Origin of the sequence: Streptomyces sp. NPDC058195, assembly GCF_042883525.1 — a bacterium.
GTDB lineage: Bacteria > Actinomycetota > Actinomycetes > Streptomycetales > Streptomycetaceae > Streptomyces.
Window position 1 is genome coordinate 1 of record NZ_JBHVVM010000052.1, and the last position, 18,460, is coordinate 18,460.

General features: G+C 72.1%; 10 protein-coding genes. All 10 read left to right on the top strand.

Annotated features, from left to right (window positions below; translation table 11 throughout):
- Window positions 1-1,544: amino acid adenylation domain-containing protein (locus tag ACFVWY_RS34735; protein ID WP_389878930.1), on the top strand; the 1,544-nt coding region annotated here is incomplete at its 5' end.
- Window positions 1,541-8,626, top strand: coding sequence for an amino acid adenylation domain-containing protein (locus tag ACFVWY_RS34740; RefSeq protein ID WP_389878931.1), 7,086 nt, complete (start codon window positions 1,541-1,543; stop codon window positions 8,624-8,626). The genes ACFVWY_RS34735 and ACFVWY_RS34740, both read left to right, overlap by 4 nt.
- 184 nt (window positions 8,627-8,810) lie before the next feature.
- Window positions 8,811-9,728 carry a kinase gene (locus ACFVWY_RS34745; RefSeq protein WP_389878932.1) on the top strand — a complete coding sequence of 306 codons (918 nt, stop codon included), beginning with the start codon at window positions 8,811-8,813 and terminating at the stop codon, window positions 9,726-9,728.
- A 1-nt stretch (window position 9,729) separates the two neighbouring features.
- On the top strand, window positions 9,730-10,779 hold the full coding sequence (locus ACFVWY_RS34750; protein WP_389878933.1) for a PLP-dependent cysteine synthase family protein: 1,050 nt from the start codon (window positions 9,730-9,732) through the stop codon (window positions 10,777-10,779).
- Window positions 10,776-12,041 carry an ATP-grasp domain-containing protein gene (locus tag ACFVWY_RS34755; RefSeq protein WP_389878934.1) on the top strand — a complete coding sequence of 422 codons (1,266 nt, stop codon included), beginning with the start codon at window positions 10,776-10,778 and terminating at the stop codon, window positions 12,039-12,041. The genes ACFVWY_RS34750 and ACFVWY_RS34755 overlap by 4 nt, the downstream gene beginning before the upstream one ends.
- Window positions 12,038-13,516, top strand: coding sequence for an argininosuccinate lyase (locus ACFVWY_RS34760; protein ID WP_389878935.1), 1,479 nt, complete (start codon window positions 12,038-12,040; stop codon window positions 13,514-13,516). The genes ACFVWY_RS34755 and ACFVWY_RS34760 overlap by 4 nt, the downstream gene beginning before the upstream one ends.
- On the top strand, window positions 13,501-14,793 hold the full coding sequence (locus tag ACFVWY_RS34765) for an MFS transporter (protein WP_389878936.1): 1,293 nt from the start codon (window positions 13,501-13,503) through the stop codon (window positions 14,791-14,793). Before ACFVWY_RS34760 ends, ACFVWY_RS34765 begins: the two co-directional genes overlap by 16 nt.
- A gap of 43 nt (window positions 14,794-14,836) precedes the next feature.
- Window positions 14,837-15,613, top strand: coding sequence for a 4'-phosphopantetheinyl transferase family protein (locus ACFVWY_RS34770; RefSeq protein ID WP_389878937.1), 777 nt, complete (start codon window positions 14,837-14,839; stop codon window positions 15,611-15,613).
- A gap of 180 nt (window positions 15,614-15,793) precedes the next feature.
- Complete coding sequence (locus ACFVWY_RS34775) at window positions 15,794-17,638, top strand: acetolactate synthase large subunit (protein WP_389878938.1); 1,845 nt, start codon at window positions 15,794-15,796, stop codon at window positions 17,636-17,638.
- A 14-nt stretch (window positions 17,639-17,652) separates the two neighbouring features.
- A complete protein-coding gene (gene ilvN / locus ACFVWY_RS34780; protein WP_389878939.1) occupies window positions 17,653-18,228 on the top strand; it encodes an acetolactate synthase small subunit in 576 nt (191 codons plus the stop codon).
- Window positions 18,229-18,460: the final 232 nt, after the last annotated feature.

Consider the following 18,460-nt stretch of genomic DNA (forward strand, 5'->3'; position numbering starts at 1 on the left):
TGCCGCTGGACACCCGGTATCCGGCGGAGCGGGTCGAGCTGATCGTGGGGCAGTCGGGGGTCACCCACCTGGTGACCGACCGCGACCCGGGCTCGACGTCCCTGCCCGCGGGAGTGCGGGTGCTGGCCCCGGTGACCGGTGCCCCCTCGGACCCCTCGGACCCGGGCGTTCCGGTGCATCCGGACCAGCCGGTGTACGCGATGTTCACCTCGGGCTCGACGGGTGTCCCGAAGGGTGTCGCGGTCACCCACCGCAATGTCGCGGACCTGGCCGCGCAGACCATGTACGCCAACGGCAATCACGCGCGGGTGCTGTTCCACTCGGCGATGGCGTTCGACGCGTCGACGTACGAGATGTGGGTGCCCTGGCTCAACGGCGGAACCCTCGTCGTCGCCCCGGCCGGACACCTCGCCCCGGCCGACTACGTACGGCTGCTGGCCCAGCACCGCATCAGCTCGCTCTGGCTGACGGCCGGCCTGTTCCGGCTCATGGCGGAGGAGATCCCCGAGGCGTTCGCCGGGGTGCGTGAGGTGTGGGCCGGTGGTGATGTGGTGCCGCCGGAGGCGGTGCGCCGGGTGATGGACCACTGTCCTGGCATCACGGTGGTCAACGGTTACGGTCCCACGGAGACGACCACGTTCGCCGCGACCCACCGTATCCGCCGTCCGTTCGACCGGGCCGGTGCGATTCCGATCGGTGAGGCGCTGGACAATCACCGGCTGTACGTTCTGGACGAGGGGCTGCGCCTCGTTCCGCCGGGTACCCCGGGGGAGCTGTACATCGCCGGGGCGGGGCTGGCGCAGGGGTATCTGGACCGGCCGGGGATCACGGCGGACCGTTTCGTGGCCGATCCGTACGGTCCCGCCGGGACGCGGATGTACCGCACCGGGGACCTGGTCCGCTGGAACCGGGAGGGTTCCCTCGAATATCTGGGCCGGGCCGACCAGCAGGTCAAGCTCCGCGGCTTCCGCATCGAACTCGGCGAGATCGAGACGGTCCTCGCCGGACTGCCGGGCGTGGCCCAGGCCACCGTCACCGTCCGCGAGGACCGGCCCGGTGACAAGCGCCTCGTCGCCTACCTCACTGCCGAGGACGGTGTCCGGGCCGAACCCGGCGACGTACAGCGGCAGATGTCCGGGCTGCTGCCCGACTACATGGTCCCGTCCGCCGTCGTGGTCCTCGACGAGATCCCGCTCACCGTCAACGGCAAGGTCGACCGGCGTGCCCTGCCCGCCCCGCAGATCGACAACGAACCCACCGGGCGCGCACCGCGCAACGCCAGGGAAGAAGTCCTCTGCGGCCTCTACGCGGAGATCCTCGGACTGCCCTCGGTCACCATCGACGACCACTTCTTCAACCTCGGCGGGCACTCGCTCCTCGCCACCCGGCTCGTCGGCCGGATCCGCACCGTACTGGGAGCCGAACTCTCCGTCGCGACCCTCTTCGAAAACCCGATCGTGGCCACGCTCGTCGAGAAGCTCGACGGTGCCGGGGCCGCACGGCCCAAACTTCGGCCGATGCGCCGGATGGGAGTGACCAAGTGATTCCCTTGTCCTTCGCCCAGCAGCGGCTCTGGTTCATCGCGCAGATGGAAGGGCCGTCCACCACCTACAACATCCCGCTCGCGGTCCGGCTCGGCGGCGACCTCGACCGCGCGGCGCTCCACGCGGCACTCCTGGACGTGGTCGGCAGACACGAGAGCCTGCGCACCCTCTTCCCGGACCAGGACGGCACCCCGTACCAGCACATCCTCGCCGAGGAGGACGTGGAACTCCCGCTGCCGGTCGTCCCGGCGGACGCCGCGACCTTCCCGGCCGTCCTCGCCGAGGAGTCCGCGCAGGTCTTCCACCTGGCCCAGGACCTTCCGGTCCGGGCCCGCCTGATCGCCCTCGGCGAACGGGAGCACGTCCTGCTCATCGTCATGCACCACATCGTGTCCGACGGCGGTTCGACCGCCCCTCTGCTCCAGGACCTCGCCACCGCCTACGAGGCCCGCGCCGAAGGCACCGCCCCCGCGTGGGAGCCGCTGCCGGTCCAGTACGCCGACTACACCCTCTGGCAGCAGGAACTCCTCGGCGAGGGCGACGACCCGGACAGCGCTGGAGCGCGCCAGCTGGAGTTCTGGCGGCAGACCCTGGACGGGCTGCCCGAGGAGGCCACCCTGCCGGCCGACCGGCCCCGCCCCGCCTCCGCCTCGTACACCGGCGCGACCTGCGACGTCCGGCTGCCCGCCGAGCTCCACATCGGGCTGACCCACCTCGCCAGGGAGTCCGGCGCCACTCTGTTCATGGCGGTCCAGGCCGCTGTGGCGACCGCCCTGTCCCGGTCCGGCGCGGGCCCCGACATCCCCATCGGCTCCCCGGTCTCCGGGCGCATCGACGAAGCACTCGACGGACTCGTCGGCTTCTTCGTCAACACCCTGGTGCTGCGCACCGACCTCACCGGGGATCCGAGCTTCCGCGAACTGCTCTCCCGGGCCCGCAGGACCGACCTGGCGGCCTGGGACAACCAGGACCTTCCGTTCGACCGGCTGGTCGAGGTGCTGAACCCCGAGCGCTCCGCCTCCCGCCACCCGCTCTTCCAGGTGATGCTCACCATGGGCGAGGCCGGGTCCGACGTCATCGGATTCCCGGGGCTCGACGCCCACACCGAATACAGCGCCCTCCAGATCGCCAAGTTCGACCTGACGTTCGGCTTCGCGGAGCACCGGACCCGCGACGGACGGCCGGACGGCCTGGACATCACCATCGAGTACGCCACCGACCTCTACGACGCCCGGACCATCGACGCCCTCATGGCGCGGCTGAACCGGCTGCTGGAAGCGGTGGTCACCTCGCCCGACACCCCGCTGTCCGTCCTCGACCTGCTCGGCGAGCACGAGCGGCGGCTGCTCCTGGAGGAGCGCGGCGGCGCCGACACCGGCAGCTCCGGCCTCAGCCTCGCGGAGCTGTTCTCGGCACAGGCCGCCCGCACCCCCGACGCCATCGCCCTGGTCGACGAGGACCACGACCTGACCTACGCCGAACTCGACGACGTCACCAACCGCCTGGCCCACCACCTCATCAACACGGGTGTCCAGAGCCACGACGTCGTCGCCGTCCTGATGGAACGCTCCACCGACCTGCTCACCGCGCTGCTCGCCGTGGTCAAGGCCGGAGCCGTGTATGCCCCGCTGAACACCACCGACCCCGACAGCCGGCTCGTCCAGATCCTCGCCGACACCCGGGCCCCGGTCCTCCTCACCGACCGGGCCCTCTCCGACCACCAGGTCGTCCTTGACACCGAGGCACGGGTCATCGTCCTGGGCGAGGACACCGGCCTCGACCGGCTGCCCGCCACCGCCCCGGAACACACCATCCACCCCGACCAGCCGGTGTACGCGATGTTCACCTCGGGCTCGACGGGTGTCCCGAAGGGTGTCGCGGTCACCCACCGCAACGTCGCGGACCTGGCCGCGCAGACCATGTACGCCAACGGCAGCCACCGGCGGGTCCTCTTCCACTCCCCGGCCGCCTTCGACGCGTCGACGTACGAGATCTGGGTGCCCTGGCTGAACGGGCGCACCGTCGTCGTCGCGCCGCGGGGACACCTCGCCCCCGCCGACTACCAGCGCCTGCTGTCCGAGCACCGGATCACCGCGCTCTGGATGACCGCGGGGCTCTTCCGGGTCATGGCCGAGGAGGCGCCCGGAGCGTTCGCCGGGGTGCGTGAGGTGTGGGCCGGTGGTGACGTCGTCCCGCCGGAGGCCGCCCGCCGGGTCATGGACCACTGCCCCGGCATCACCGTCGTCAACGGCTACGGCCCCACCGAGACCACCACCTTCGCCACCACCCACCGCATCCACCGCCCCCTCGACTACGCGGGTGCCATACCCATCGGAGAGCCCCTGGACAACCACCGGCCGTACGTCCTGGACGCCGCACTGCGGCTCGTCCCGCCCGGCGCCCCCGGCGAGCTGTACATCGCCGGAGCCGGTCTCGCCCAGGGCTACCTCAACCGCGCCTCACTGACCGCCGAACGCTTCGTCGCCGATCCGTACGGTCCCGCCGGGACGCGGATGTACCGCACCGGCGACCTGGTCCGCTGGAACCAGGAGGGCTCCCTCGAATATCTGGGCCGGGCCGACCAGCAGGTCAAGCTCCGCGGCTTCCGCATCGAACTCGGCGAGATCGAGAGCGCCCTGGCCGCTCACCCGGGTGTCGGCCAGGCCACCGTCCTGGTCCGCGAGGACCGGCCCGGCGACAAGCGGCTCGCCGCCTACCTGGTCGCCGCCGACGGCGCCGTCATCGACACCGAGGAGGTGCACCGCGAGATCGCCGGTGCCCTGCCCGAGTACATGGTTCCCGCCGCGTTCATGGTCCTCGACGCGATCCCGCTCACCACCAACGGCAAGGTCGACCGGCGCGCCCTGCCCGCCCCGCGGCACACCGCCGACACCGGCGGCCGGGCACCCCGCACCCCCGCCGAGGAAGTGCTGTGCGGTCTCTTCGCGGCCGTGCTCGGGCTCCCGTCGGTCACCATCGACGACCACTTCTTCCGGCGCGGCGGCCACTCCCTGCTCGCCACCCGGCTCATCAGCCGCATCCGGGCGGTGTGGGAGACCGAGATCACCATCCGGGACCTGTTCCAGTACGCGACCGTCGCGCAGCTCGCCGAACGGATCGTCGTCGAGGGCGGCGAGGACCGGCGCCCCGCGCTGATGCCGCAGGAGCGCCCTGAGCGGGTGCCGCTGTCGTCGGCACAGCAGCGGCTGTGGTTCCTGGACCAGATGGAGGGCCCGTCCGCCACGTACAACATTCCCCTCGCGCTGCGGCTCAAGGGCTGCCTGGACCATGAGGCGCTGCGGCTGGCGCTCACCGACCTCACCACCCGCCACGAGGGCCTGCGCACCGTCTTCCCCGTCCACGAATCAACCCCGTACCAGCACATCCTGCCCCCGGCCGAGCTCGCCCTTCCCCTGATCGGCACCACCGAGGAGGACCTCGCTCAGCGGCTGGCCACACTGGCCGGGCGGACCTTCGACCTGGCGGCCGAACCGCCGCTGCGGGCCCAGCTGCTGGCGATCGGGCCCGAGGACCACGTACTGGGACTCGTCATCCACCACATCGCCTCCGACGGCTGGTCCAACGGCCCGCTCTTCCGCGACCTGGCCACCGCCTACGAGGCCCGCGCCGAAGGCACCGCCCCCGGATGGGAGCCGCTGCCGGTCCAGTACGCCGACTACTCCCTCTGGCAGCAACGCCTCCTGGAACACACCGAGGAACGGCAGCTCGACCACTGGCGCGGGGTGCTCGCGGACCTGCCCGAGGAGGCCACGCTCCCCACCGACCACGCCCGCCCGGCCGTCGCCTCCAACAAGGGCCGCACCCATGCGGTGCGCTGCTCCGCCGCACTGCACTCCGCCCTGACGGAGCTGGCCCAGGAGACCGGCACCACCCTGTTCATGGTGGCGCAGGCGGCGGTGGCGACCCTGCTGTCCCGCTCCGGAGCCGGGCACGACATCCCGCTCGGCTCACCCGTCGCCGGACGCACCGACCAGAAGCTCGACGACCTCGTGGGCTTCTTCGTCAACACCCTGGTGCTGCGCACCGACACCAGCGGCGACCCCACCTTCCGTGAACTGCTCACCCGGGTCCGCGAAACCGACCTCGCGGCCTGGAGCCACCAGGACCTGCCGTTCGACCGGCTCGTCGAAGTCCTCAACCCCGAGCGCACCACCGCCCGCCACCCCCTCTTCCAGGTCATGCTCACCGTCGGCGACACCAGCGCCGACGCCCCCCAGCTCGCCGGACTGGACGGCGAGTTCACCATCCCGCCGGTCGCCATCGCCAAGTTCGACCTCACCTTCGCGTTCGCCGAGAACCGGGCCCCGGACGGCAGTCCCGACGGCCTCGACATCATGATCGAGTACACCACCGACCTCTACGACGCACGCACCGTCACCGCCGCCGCCGACCGCCTGGTCCGGCTTCTCACCGGCGCGGCCGCCAGCCCCGATCTGCCCGTCGGCACCCTGGAGATGGCCTCCGGGCAGGAGCGGGAGCTGCTGCGGGAGTGGAGCGGCGCGCAGGTCCCGGCCCCCGCCCTCGGACTCGACGCGCTCTTCGTGGAACAGGCCCGGCGCACCCCGCACTCGGTCGCGCTGGTCCACGAGGAACAGCGGGTCACGTATCAGGAGCTGGACGTCTGGTCGAACCGGCTGGCGCGCCACCTCACCGCGCGCGGAGTCACCCCCGCCAGTGTCGTCGCCATCCACGTCGAGCGCTCCCCGCAACTCATCGCCACCCTGCTCGCCGCGCTCAAGGCCGGGGCCGGATACACCCTCCTCGACCCGCAGTTCCCGGCCGAGCGGCTGAACACCGTGCTCGGCCAGACCCGCCCGGCGGCCCTCGTCACCCAGACCCATCTCACCCCCCTGGTGACCACGGCCACCCTGATCGACCTCACCGCGGAGATCCCCGCGATCAGCGCCCTGCCCGGCACCCCGGTGGAGACCGGCGGACACCCCGAGTCCATCGCCTGCGTCATGTTCACCTCCGGATCCACCGGCGTGCCCAAGGGCGTCGCCGCCTCGCACCGCGCGCTGGCCGCCACGTTCATCGGCCCCGACTACCTGGACTTCGGCCCCGGACAGACGTATCTGCAGAGCTCCCCGGTGTCCTGGGACGCCTTCGCCCTGGAAGTCTTCGGGCCCCTGCTGCACGGCGGTGTCTGCGTCCTCCAGCCCGGCCAGCACACCGACCCGCACCAGATCGCCGAACTCGTCGAACAGCACGGCATCACCACCCTCCAGATGTCGGCGAGCCTCTTCAACCACATGCTCGACGAGCACCCCGCGGTCTTCTCCCGCATCAAGGAGGCCATGACCGCGGGCGAGGCCGCCTCACCCGCCCACACCGCCCGCGCCCTCGCCGACCATCCCCACCTCCACCTCATCAACGGCTACGGCCCCGCCGAGAGCATGGGTTTCACCACCACCTACACCCTCACCGAAGCCGCCCCCGCCATCCCGATCGGCCGCCCCATCACCGGCAAGCACGCCTACGTACTCGACGAGAACCTCCGGATGCTGCCGCCCGGTGTCCCCGGCGAGCTCTACGTCGCCGGTCACGGCCTCGCCCACGGCTACATCGGGCAGCCCGCCCTCAGCGCGGAACGGTTCGTCGCCGACCCGCACGGCGCACCCGGCTCGCGGATGTACCGCACCGGCGACCTGGCCCGCTGGAGCCAGGACGGCGCGCTGGAGTATTTCGGCCGGGCCGACCAGCAGATCAAGTTGCGGGGCTTCCGCATCGAGCCGGGTGAGATCGAATCGGCGCTGCTGCGGCACCCCTCCCTCGCCCAGGTGGCGGTGCTGATCCGCGAGGACCGGCCCGGTGACAAACGACTGGTGGCGTATGTGGTGCCCGCGGAGGGCAGCGAGCCCGACCTTCCCGAGCTGCGCCGCCACGCGGTGGCCGCGCTGCCCGAATACATGGTCCCGGCCACCATCGTGCCGCTCGACGCGCTGCCGCTGACCGTCAACGGCAAGCTCGACCGGCGGGCCCTGCCCGAACCCGCGCGGGCCGAGACGGGCAGCGGCCGGGCCCCGCGCACCCCCGCCGAAGAAGTGCTGTGCGGCCTGTTCGGGGAGGTTCTGGGCCTCGGCCAGGTCACCATCGACGACCACTTCTTCCAGCTCGGCGGCCACTCCCTGCTCGCCACCCGGCTGATCGGCCGCATCCGGTCCATCTGGGACACCCGGGTCACCATCCGCGACCTGTTCCAGTGCCCGACCCCCGTCCTGCTCGCCGAACACATCGCCACGAACTCCGGCGGCGACCCGATGGAGACACTGCTCCCGATCCGGGCCGCCTCCGCCGAGGCCACCGAGCCCCCGCTGTTCTGCGTCCACGCGATCTCCGGGATGAGCTGGTCGTACGCCGGACTGCTCCGGCACATCGGCGGGCAGCGGCCGCTGTTCGGCCTCCAGGCCCGGGAACTGACCCACCCCGCGGACCGGCCCGCCGGGATCGAGGAGATGGCCGAAAGCTATGTGGCCCAGATCCGTTCGGTCCAGGCCCACGGCCCGTACCACCTGCTCGGCTGGTCCTTCGGCGGACTGGTCGCGCAGGCCATCGCCGCCCGGCTGGAGGAACAGGGCGAGACCGTGGCCGTCCTGGCGCTGCTCGACTCCTACCCGCTGCCCGACGGATTCCGGCCACCGGCCATCACCGGCCGGGAGGTACTGACCGCCCTGCTCGGCGGACGCGGCGCCGAACTCGGCGTACGCTGCGCCGACACCGCCCCGGACGCCCACGAGCTGGCCGCCGTCCTGCGTGCCGAGGACGCCGTCCTGGGCGCGCTGGAACCCGGACAGGCCGCGGCGGTCGTCACCGCGACGGCCGGCAACCTGGAGATGCGCTACCGGTACGTCCCCCGGCGCCCGTTCGGCGGCGACGCGGTGTTCTTCAACGCGGCCCGCACCCCCGCCGCGAGCGGCGGAGCCGAAGCCTGGGCCCCCCATGTCCGGGGCCGTGTCGAGGAGTACGACATCGACTGCGCGCACTGGGACATGACCACGGCCGAACCGTTGCGCGAGATAGGGAAGATCCTGGCCGAGGAACTGCGGGGGGCGCGCCACTGACCCACCCCCCGCCAGGTGCCCGGATCCGCCGATCACGGCGGGTCCGGGCACTTTCGCGTACCCGCCCGCCCGGCACCCCGAATTGCCCGCGTGCTGCCGCTTCCGCCGCCGGGCAGGGCCTGGCGCCGCGCATAGCGTGAGGCCATCCGCAGGCCCCAGCTCCCGGCGACAGAAAGTCAAGGAAATGGTTGATCATTCCGGCTGGCGTGTCGGGGTAGCTTCAGCCCCCGTCCACCACGGCGAGATCCTGCAAGGAGTGTTCCCCGGCGACGGCGGGCTCACCCGAGGGCTCGTCACTCTTCCCTGCACCATCCACGTGACCCGGGCGACGTTCATCCCCGCACCCGGCGCCGAGGTCACCGTCACGCCGTCCTGGAAGGGCAAGGCCCGGCGCGCGGCCGAACTCGCGGTCCGTGCCGTGACCCCGCCGGGCGCCGAGCCGGCCGGGGGGCACCTGGACCTCAGCGGTGACGTACCGCTGTGCCGGGGCTTCGGCTCCTCCACCAGCGATGTGCTGGCGGCGATCTGGGCCGTGAAGGACGCCTTCGTCAGCCCGCTGCCGGCCCAGGAGGTCGCCCGCATCGCGGTACGGGCGGAGACCGCGTCGGACTCCCTGATGTTCGAGGAGTCGACCGTCCTGTTCGCCCAGCGCGAGGGCACGGTGATCGAGGACTTCGGGTACCGGATGCCCGCCCTGCGGGTCCTCGGCTTCGGCTCCCGCCCCGGGAGCGGCGGACACGGCGTGGACACCCTGACGCTCACCCCGGCCCGCTACGGGCAGGACGAGATCAGCCTCTTCACCCGGCTGCAGGCGATGCTCCGGGAGGCCATCCAGATGAAGGACGTGGCCCTGCTGGGCTCGGTGGCCACGACCAGCACGGAGATCAACCAGCGCCATCTGCCGATCCCGGACCTCGACCGCATCCAGGACATCGCGCGGACCACCGGAGCCGTCGGCGTACAGGCGGCGCACAGCGGGGACATCGCGGGCCTCCTCTTCGACCGGGACGACCCCGAGGTCGAGGCGCGGACCGAACTGGCCCAGGACCTCCTCCAAGAGCTCGGAATCCACGAGCAGTGGAACTACACAACGGGTGACTGACATGACGACGACCACTCTGCCCAAGGCTCATTCCTCGATCGTCGAGGCGACGGAGCTGCCACGCATCATCAAGGTGACCGACAACCTCTACGCCGCGGCCTTCAGCCTGATGAAGCTGCTGCCCGCCCGCTACATCCTCGACCGCGCCGAGGCGGCCGGACTCATCTCCCCGGGCACCCGCATCATCGAGACCTCCTCGGGCACCTTCGCCCTGGGCCTGGCCATGGTCTGCCGGCTGCGCGGCTACCCGCTGACCATCGTCGGCGACTCCGCGATCGACCGGGACCTGCGCACCCGGCTCGAAATGCTCGGCACGACGGTGGAGATCGTCGAGCACACCGGCCAGGCGGGCGGCATCCAGGGCGCCCGGCTCGCCCGCGTCGCCGAACTGCGCCGCCAGCACCCGGACGCCTTCGTCCCCGGCCAGTACGACAACCCCGACAACCCGGGCGCCTACGGCCTCGTCGCCGACCTGATCGGCGACACCGTCGGCGCGGTCGACTGCCTGGTCGGCCCGGTCGGTTCGGGCGGCTCGACCGGCGGCCTCGGCGCCGCGCTGCGGCAGAACGGCCCGGCCCTCCACCTGGTCGGCGTCGACACCCCCGGCAGCATCATCTTCGGCAGCCCCGACGGCCCCCGCACGCTGCGCGGACTCGGCAGCAGCATCCACCCCGGCAACGTCAGGCACGCGGCGTACGACGAGGTCCACTGGGTGACCGCCCCCGAGGCCTTCCACGCCACCCACGAGCTCTACCGTGCCCACGGCCTGTTCATGGGCCCGACCAGCGGAGCCTCCTTCCAGGTGGCGTCCTGGTGGGCCGGGCGGAACCCGGACAGCACCGTCGTCATGGTGCTCCCCGACGAGGGCTACCGCTACCAGTCCACCGTCTACAACGAGACCTGGCTGCGCGAGCAGGGCATCGTCCCCGCCCCCGCCGTCGACGGCCCGGTCACCGTCGAACACCCGCTGGACGCCCCCGCCGCCTGGTCCCGGCTGCTGTGGGCCCGCCGCGGCTTCGACGACGTCGTGATGCCGGTGGTCGAGTCATGAACACGCGCCTGCTGCTCCTGGTGGAGAGCAACACCACGGGAACCGGGCGGCTCTTCGCCCGGCGCGCCGCCGAACTCGGCGTGGTGCCCGTCCTGCTGTGCGCCGACCCGGGCCGCTACCCGTACGCCGCCGAGGACGGACTGCGGACCGTCGTCACCGACACCTCCGACGAGACCGCGCTGCTGGACGCCGTCCGCGCCCTGGAGGACGGGGCGGTCGTCGCGGGCGTGCTGACCAGCTCCGAGTACTACGTACCGGCCGCCGCCGCCCTCGCGTACCGGCTCGGGCTGCCCGGCCCCTCCGCAGCAGCCGTACGGGCCTGCCGCGACAAGGCCGGACAGCGCCGGGCGCTCGCCGCGGCGGGCATCGGGGCACCGGGCTTCGCGGCCGTCACCGAGGCCGCCGACGCCGTCACCGCCGCCCGCTCCATCGGACTGCCCGTGGTCGTCAAACCCGTACAGGGTTCCGGCAGCCTCGGCGTACGCCACTGCACGGACCTCGCGGACGTCGCCGAACACGCCGCGACCCTGCTGTCCACCACCGTCAACGAACGAGGCATCGCCGCCCCCGGCCGCGTTCTGGTCGAGGAGTACCTGACGGGCCCGGAGTTCTCCGTCGAGGTCTTCGGCACCGAAGCCGTCGTCACCGTCGCCAAACACGTCGGCGCACTGCCCTCCTTCGTCGAGACCGGCCACGACGTGCCCGCCGCGCTTCCCGGCGAACAGGAGATCGCCCTGCGCGAGACCGCCGTACGCGCCGTACGCGCACTCGGTCTCGGCTGGGGAGCGGCTCACGTCGAACTGCGCCTCACCGGACCCCGGACAGCGGCCGTCATCGAGGTCAACCCCCGGCTGGCCGGAGGCATGATCCCCGAACTGGTCCGCCGGGCCTGCGGGATCGACCTGGTCCGCGCCCAGGTGCTTGCCGCGCTCGGCATCGCACCCGAACTGGAACGCTCCGGCTACGCCCGTGCCTCGATCCGGTTCCTCACCGCGGGACAGGACGGCATCCTCGCCCCGGCCGCCCAGCTCGCCGAGGCCGTGGGCCGGGCCCGTACCGTCCCGGGCACCGTCGAAGCCGTCCTCTACCGCACCCCCGGTGAACCCGTCGGCCCCGCCGAGGACTTCCGCGGCCGGATCGGCCACGCCATCGCCGTCGCCGACCGCTCGGTACGCGCCGCCGAGGCCGCCGACCGGGCCGTCGGCCTGCTCGGCGAGGCTCTCACCTATGCCGGACTGCACACCGAGGAGGCACTCGCATGACCGCGGCGACCGCGCGGGGCGTCGACACCGGCCGGCTCAAGGCCGCGCTCGACGCCGAGGCGCACCGCATCGTCTACGACCAGTACCTGCCGCAGGCCACGGACGGGCTCGGCGAGGAACTCCGCTGCATCAGCGAGGTCGACCGCGCCCACCTGGTCATGCTCACCGAGCGCGGGATCGTCGACGCCGACCGCGCCGCCGCCCTGCTGCGCGTCATCGATGAACTGCACGGTGAGGACTTCGCCCCCGTCCGCGCCCTCCCGATGCCGCGCGGCGTCTACCTGGCGTACGAAGGACACCTCATCGAACGGCTCGGCGACCGCACCGGCGGCATCCTGCACACCGGCCGCTCCCGCAACGACCTCAACGCCACCACCACCCGGCTCAAGGCACGCGGCCCCTACCTGGCCCTGCTGGACGCGGTCGACCGGCTGGCGGGGGTGCTCCTGGCCAAGGCCGAGGAGTACCGCGACGTGGTCATGCCCGCCTACACCCACGGCCAGCCGGCCGTCCCGATCAGCTACGGCCACTACCTCGCCGGGGTCGCCACCGCCGTGCTGCGGGCGTACGAGTCACTGCTGGACGCCGGACGCCAGATCGACGTCAACCCGCTGGGCGCCGGGGCGATCGGCGGCACCTCCGTCCCCATCGACCCCCGGCGCACCGCCGAACTGCTCGGCTTCGACTCCGCCGCACCCAACTCGGTCGACGCGGTGGCCTCCCGGGACTTCGTCCTGGACCTGCTGTCCGCCTCCGCCGTCCTCGGGGTCGTGCTGGCACGCGCCGGACGGGACCTGAGCACCTGGACCTCCGAGGAGTTCGGGCTGCTGCGTGTGGGCGACACCCTGGTCGGATCCAGCTCGATGATGCCGCAGAAACGCAACCCCTTCCTGCTCGAACACATCCAGGGCCGGTCCTCCGCGAGCCTCGGCTCCTTCGTCGCCGCGGCGTCCGCGATGACCACCGGCGGCTACACCAACGCCATCGCGGTCGGCACCGAGGCCGTCCGGCACCTCTGGCCCGGACTGCGCGGCACCACCGAGGCGGTGACCCTGCTGAGCCTGGTCGTGGCGGGCACCGAACCCGAACGGGACCAGATGGCCCGGCGCGCCGTGGACGGCTTCACCTCGGCGACCTACCTGGCGGAGCGGCTCGTCCTGGACGGAACCCCGTTCCGGGCCGCGCACCACCAGGTCGGCGCCACCGTCCTCGACGCCCTGGAGACCGGCCGGTCCCTGGTGGACGCGGCACGGTTCGCCGCCGTCGAGGACGGCGGACTGGCCCCCGACCGGGTGATGGCGGCCTGTGCCCACGGCGGCGGACCCGGCTCCACAGCCGACGGCATCCACACGCTCACCACCCGGAGAGACGCCCTGGCGGCCGAGGCGGCCGCCCGGCGAACCCGCTGGAAGGACGGCGCCGCACTGCTCACACGGGCCGTGGCCGAGGCGGTGACATCATGTCGGCCGGTGTGACCGAGCGCCCCGTGGACGGCTCCGAGGAGCGTCCCCCGAGCAGCGGACTGCGCGGACACCGCGACTTCCGGCTGCTGTGGACCGGCGAGACCACCAACCGCGTCGGCATCAACGTCACCGCCGTCGCCATGCCCCTGGTGGCACTGGTCACCCTCGACGCGAGCACCCTCGCGGCGAGCGTGCTGGCGGCCGCCCCCTGGCTGCCCTGGCTGCTCATCGGCCTGCCCGCCGGAGCCTGGGTGGACCGGATGCGCCGCCGCCCGATCATGCTGATCTGCAACGTGGTCCCGCTGGTGCTCCTGGCCAGCGTGCCACTGGCGGGCTGGCTCGGCGTCCTGACGATGACCCAGCTCCTGGCCGTGGCCCTGGTCAACGGGTTCGCCGCGGTGTTCTTCGGGATCTCGTACAAGGTCTATCTGCCCTCCATCGTCGGCCCCGAGGACCTCCAGGAGGCCAACGCCAAGCTCCAGGGCAGCGAATCGGTGGCCCAGATCGCCGGTCTCGGCGGCGGCGGCCTGCTCGCCCAGATCTTCGGCGCCGCCTCTGGACTGCTGGTCAACTCGGCGACCTTCCTGGTCTCCGCGCTGTGCCTGCTGGGCATCCGCAGCAAGGAACCGGTCCCCGAACGGCCGGAGGAGCACCGGGCCCTGCGCCAGGACATCAAGGAGGGCGTGCGGTACACCTTCAAAGACCCCTACCTGCGCGTCCTCACCCTGTACGGCACCGCCACCAACCTGCTGCTGACCGCCGAGGCGGCGATCATCCCGGTCTTCATCATCCGCGAGCTCGGGGTGCCCGAAGGCGCCACCGGCTGGCTCCTCGCGTCGAGCAGCCTCGGCGGCATCCTCGGGGCCACCCTGGCCAAACGCCTGACCTCCCGGTTCGGATCGGCCCGCGGCCTGCTCGTCGCCACCATCGCCAGCGCCCCGTTCGCCCTGCTCATCCCCATGACGGGAACGGGCTGGACGCTGTCCGCACTGGTCGTCGGGAGCGCGGTCCTCTCCCTCGGCGTCGTCCTCGCCAACGTGATCCAGGGGGCATTCCGCCAGCGCTACTGTCCGCCCCAGCTGCTCGGCCGCGTCTCGGCCAGCGTCTCGGTCGCGAACTTCGGCGCCATCCCCTTCGGATCCCTGCTCGGCGGGATTCTCGGCACCGCCCTCGGCCTGCGGCCCACTCTGTGGCTGCTGACCGCGGGACTCGCCCTGACCCCGCTGCTCCTGCTGATCGGGCCGCTGCGCCGACGGCGCGACCTGCCGGTCGCACCGGCGACGCCGTGACTCCCGACTCGCCTGTCACTCTCGTAAGAACAGGAGAGACCCCGTGGAACAGACACTGCCGAGAGTCGTCCGCGAGCTGCCACCCCCCGGCTCGCTCGACCTCTGGCTCCTGAGGGTCTCGGATGTCCCCCGCGGCATCCTGGACGAACAGGTACTCGACGCGACCGAGCGTCAGCGTGCCGCCACCCTCATGCACGCCGACGACCGCACCCGGTTCACGGCCGCGCATGTCGCCCTTCGCCGGCTGCTCGGCTCGTACCTGAGCCTGCGCCCCGAAGACGTCCACCTCGGCCGGGACATCTGTCCCTGCTGCGGCGGACCGCACGGCAGACCCACCGTGCTCGACGCCGACGACCGGCTGTTCTTCTCGCTGTCCCACCGCGGCGACCTCGCCGTCGTCGGGACCGCCGCGGCCCCCATCGGGGTCGATGTGGAACTGGTGCCGGACCAGGACGGCACCGCCGATCTCGCCGCGATGCTGCACGTGGACGAACAGGCCGAACTGGCGGCGCTCGCCCCGCCCGCCCGGCCCCGGGCACTGGCCCGGCTGTGGACCCGCAAGGAGGCCTATCTCAAGGGCCTCGGCACGGGGCTCGGCCGCGACCCCGCCCTCGACTACGTCGGCTCGGGACGCCCCGAAGGACCGTATCCGCCGTCCGGCTGGACCCTCGTCGACGTCCCGGTGGACCGGGGGTACGCGGCGGCCGTGGCGGTGCGTGGCGAACTCACCGTGGACGGCCTCCTGGTCCGCAGGTTCGCCGGGATCGACGTCGTACGCCACACCTGCGAAGGCCCGCGGACGGCGAGGAAGCCGCCCTGACCACCCTCACGCCCGCCGGGTGCGCCGTCGCGGTGATCACCCGGCGGCGGGCCCGCACCATCCGGCCGCTCCCGCCGCGGCTGCCGCTCACCGCACGGTCCTCGACCTCACCCCTACGGACTCCTGGAACTGACGATGTCAAACGCTGTGAAGCAGGCCCCCGCGGCCCTCCTCCCGCACATGCGACCCCGAAGCGCAGAGCAGCCGGACACCGGCGCCGAGCACGTGACGGGCGCCCAGTCCCTCATCAGGTCGCTCGAAGAGGCCGGCGTGGACACCGTCTTCGGCATTCCCGGCGGTGCGATCCTTCCGGCGTACGACCCGATGATGGACTCGGCCCGGGTCCGTCATGTGCTGGTCCGTCACGAGCAGGGGGCCGGGCACGCCGCCACCGGTTACGCGCAGGCCACCGGCAAGGTCGGTGTCTGCATGGCCACCTCCGGCCCCGGCGCCACCAACCTGGTCACCCCGATCGCCGACGCGTACATGGACTCCGTGCCGCTGGTCGCGATCACCGGCCAGGTCTCCTCCAAGTCGATCGGCACGGACGCCTTCCAGGAGGCGGACATCGTCGGAATCACCATGCCGGTCACCAAGCACAACTTCCTGGTCACCGAAGCGGACGACATCCCGAGAACGGTCGCCGAGGCCTTCCGGATCGCCTCCACCGGCCGCCCCGGACCGGTGCTCATCGACATCACCAAGGACGCCCTCCAGGCGCGGACCACCTTCAGCTGGCCCGTCACCACCGACCTGCCCGGCTACCGCCCCGTCACCAAACCGCACGCCAAGCAGATCCGTGAGGCCGCCCGGCTCATCGGCACGTCGAACCGCCCGGTCCTCTACGTCGGCGGCGGAGTGCTCAAGGCGCGGGCCACGGCCGAGCTCCGCGCCCTGGCCGAACTGACCGGGGCCCCCGTGGTCACCACCCTGATGGCGCTGGGCGCCTTCCCCGGCAGCCACCCCCAGCACGTGGGCATGCCCGGCATGCACGGCGACGTCGCGGCGGTCGCCGCACTCCAGAAGGCCGACCTGATCGTCGCCCTCGGCGCCCGCTTCGACGACCGCGTCACCGGCAGGCTGGACTCCTTCGCCCCGCACGCCAAGGTCGTCCACGCCGACATCGACCCGGCGGAGATCTCCAAGAACCGCCTCGCCGACGTGCCCATCGTCGGCGACGCCCGCGAGGTCCTGAGCGCCCTCACCGCCGCCGTGCACGCCGATCGCCAGGACGGCCTCACCGGCGACTACACCGCCTGGTGGCGGGAGCTGGACCACTGGCGGTCCGCCTACCCGCGCGGCTACGACCTCCCCGCCGACCCCGGGCTGCTCTCCCCGCAGCAGGTCATCGAACGGATCGGGCGGCTCGCCCCGGCGGGAACGCTGTTCGCCTCCGGTGTGGGGCAGCACCAGATGTGGGCGGCGCAGTTCCTCCCGCACGAGGAACCGGACACCTGGTTCAACTCCGGCGGCGCCGGAACGATGGGGTACGCGGTCCCCGCCGCGATGGGGGCCAAGGCCGCCGTGCCGGACCGCACCGTCTGGGCGATCGACGGCGACGGCTGTTTCCAGATGACCAACCAGGAACTCACCACCTGCGCGCTCAACAACATCCCGATCAAGGTCGCGGTCATCAACAACGGCGCCCTCGGGATGGTCCGCCAGTGGCAGAACCTCTTCTACGGAGCACGGTTCTCCAACACTGTGCTGCACGACGGCACCACCAACGCGGGCATCGGTTCGGCCCGTGGCGTCAGTTCCGGGACCAGCCGGGGCACCCGGATCCCGGACTTCGTACAGCTCTCGGAGGCGATGGGCTGTGTGGGCCTGCGCTGCGAGAGCCCCCTGGAACTCGACGCGATCATCGACAAGGCCAATGCGATCAACGACCGCCCCGTCGTCGTGGACTTCATCGTCCACCAGGACGCGATGGTGTGGCCGATGGTCCCGGCCGGTACCTCCAACGACGACATCATGGCCGCACGTGACGTACGCCCCGACTTCGGCGACTTCGCGGACGACTGAGAGGACCCTCTGACATGTCCCAGCACACGCTCTCCGTCCTCGTCGAGGACACCCCCGGCATCCTCGCCCGTGTGGCCGCCCTCTTCTCGCGCCGTGGCTTCGCCATCGAATCGCTCGCGGTCGGCACCACCGAGCACCCCGAACTCTCCCGGATCACCGTCGTCGTCCGCGTCGACCACCAGCTCGCTCTGGAGCAGGTGACCAAGCAGCTCAACAAACTGGTCAACGTCCTGAAGATCGTCGAGCTGGAGGCCGACTGCGCCGTCCAGCGCGAGCTGGTCCTGGTGAAGGTGAGCGCCGGAAACAGCACCCGCGCTCAGGTCATCCAGATCGGCGAACTCTTCCGGGCCAGAGCCGTCGACGTGTCGCCCGACGCCGTCACCCTCGAAGCGACCGGTTCCGGCGACAAGCTCGACGCGATGCTCCGCATGCTCGCGGGCTTCGGCATCAAGGAACTCGTCCAGTCCGGCGCCATCGCGATCGGCCGCGGCTCCCGGGCACTGGCCGACCGCGCCACCCGCGAGGCCCGCCCGATCCGCCTGACCCCGGCCACCACCGCCACGGCGACCGCCGAGGCCCGGAGCGCCTAGGCAGTGGCCGCCGCTCACGGCCCGGGGCGCGATGCCCCGTCCGCCCCCGGCCGACGAGACACCCCGCATCTCCCGTAACGGCACGACCCCGTCCGCACACCCTCACGTTCCAGGAAACAAGGAGAACCACCATGTCCGCCGAGCTGTTCTACGACGCCGACGCCGACCTGTCCATCATCCAGGGCCGTAAGGTCGCGGTCATCGGTTACGGGAGTCAGGGGCACGCGCACGC

Coding starts and splice junctions, on each gene's coding strand:
- ilvN (WP_389878939.1), top strand. CDS start 17,653: ATGTCCCAGCACACGCTCTCCGTCCTCGTCGAGGACACCCCCGGCATC.
- ACFVWY_RS34750 (WP_389878933.1), top strand. CDS start 9,730: ATGACGACGACCACTCTGCCCAAGGCTCATTCCTCGATCGTCGAGGCG.
- ACFVWY_RS34765 (WP_389878936.1), top strand. CDS start 13,501: ATGTCGGCCGGTGTGACCGAGCGCCCCGTGGACGGCTCCGAGGAGCGT.
- ACFVWY_RS34755 (WP_389878934.1), top strand. CDS start 10,776: ATGAACACGCGCCTGCTGCTCCTGGTGGAGAGCAACACCACGGGAACC.
- ACFVWY_RS34775 (WP_389878938.1), top strand. CDS start 15,794: ATGCGACCCCGAAGCGCAGAGCAGCCGGACACCGGCGCCGAGCACGTG.
- ACFVWY_RS34745 (WP_389878932.1), top strand. CDS start 8,811: ATGGTTGATCATTCCGGCTGGCGTGTCGGGGTAGCTTCAGCCCCCGTC.
- ACFVWY_RS34760 (WP_389878935.1), top strand. CDS start 12,038: ATGACCGCGGCGACCGCGCGGGGCGTCGACACCGGCCGGCTCAAGGCC.